1 protein-coding gene is annotated in these 1,267 nt (G+C 65.4%); it reads left to right on the top strand.

Going from position 1 to position 1,267, the window contains the following annotated elements:
- The first annotated feature begins 24 nt into the window (after window positions 1-24).
- Window positions 25-1,266: an arginine deiminase gene (gene arcA / locus GPK39_RS07020; protein WP_006234281.1), complete on the top strand. Its 1,242-nt coding sequence runs from the start codon at window positions 25-27 to the stop codon at window positions 1,264-1,266.
- Window position 1,267: the final 1 nt, after the last annotated feature.

Raw genomic sequence — 1,267 nt, 5'->3', positions numbered from 1 at the left:
GGCCCGAAAGAAAGGTAGGAGGCCATGACGAAAGGTCTGCACGTGCCTTCCGAGATCGGCAAGCTCAGGAAGGTCTGCCTGCACCGTCCCGGCGACGAGCTCCTCAACCTGCCGCCCGACGAGCTCGAGCGACTCCTGTTCGACGACGTCCCGTTCCTGGAGGTCGCGCAGCAGGAGCACGACACCTTCGCCCAGATCCTGAGGGACCAGGGCGTGGAGGTCCTCTATCTCGAGAACCTCGTCGCCGAGGTGTTCGACCAGGTCCCCGGCGCCCGCGCCGAGTTCACCGACCAGTACATCGCCGAGGCCGGCATCCGCGGCCAGCACATGCCGCAGATCGTCCGCGAGAAGCTGGACTCCATCGAGGACAACCTCGAGTTCGTCAAGAAGACCATGGCCGGCATGACCAAGTCCGAGATCGACATGCCCCTCACGGCGTCCACGACCCTCGACTCCCTGGTCAACTCCGAGTCCGAGTCCGACCTGATCATCGACCCGATGCCCAACCTCTACTTCACCCGCGACCCGTTCGCGGTCGTCGGCGAGGGCGTCAACCTCAACCGCATGTACTCGGTCACCCGCAACCGCGAGACCCTGTACGGCAAGTACGTCTTCAAGTACCACCCCGACTACAAGGACGTCTCGCTGTACTTCCGCCGCGACTGCCAGTTCCACACCGAGGGCGGCGACGTGCTGAACATCAACGAGAAGACCCTCGCCGTCGGCATCTCCCAGCGCACCCAGGCCGCCGCGATCGACGTCATGGCCCAGAACATCTTCTGGAACTCCGACTCCAAGGTCGAGCGCATCCTGGCCTTCGACATCCCGGTCTCGCGCGCCTTCATGCACCTCGACACGGTCTTCACCCAGATCGACGTCGATAAGTTCACGATCCACCCCGCCATCATGGGCACCCTGCGCGTCTACGAGCTGACCGCCGGCAAGAACCCGGGCGACGTGAACATCCGCCTGATCGAGGACACCCTCGAGCACGTCTTGGAGGACGCCACCGGCGTCGACCAGGTCAAGCTGATCCCCTGCGGCGGCGGCGACCCGATCGCGGCCTCCCGCGAGCAGTGGAACGACGGCTCCAACACCCTGTGCGTCGAGCCCGGCAAGATCTGCGTCTACGCCCGCAACACCGTCACCAACGACGTGCTGTACAAGGAGGGCCTGGACCTTCTCGTCGTGCCCTCCGCCGAGCTCTCCCGCGGCCGCGGCGGCCCGCGCTGCATGAGCATGCCCTTCTGGCGCGAGGACCTCTAAG

The organism is Collinsella aerofaciens (genome assembly GCF_018785245.1).
Classification (GTDB): domain Bacteria; phylum Actinomycetota; class Coriobacteriia; order Coriobacteriales; family Coriobacteriaceae; genus Collinsella; species Collinsella aerofaciens_AD.
The sequence above is the reverse complement of the archived record's forward strand: the minus strand, read 5'-3'. Positions and strand labels throughout refer to the sequence as shown.

What these genes read in the sequence shown, in the direction of transcription:
- arcA (WP_006234281.1), top strand. Translation starts at nt 25, where the DNA reads ATGACGAAAGGTCTGCACGTGCCTTCCGAGATCGGCAAGCTCAGGAAG.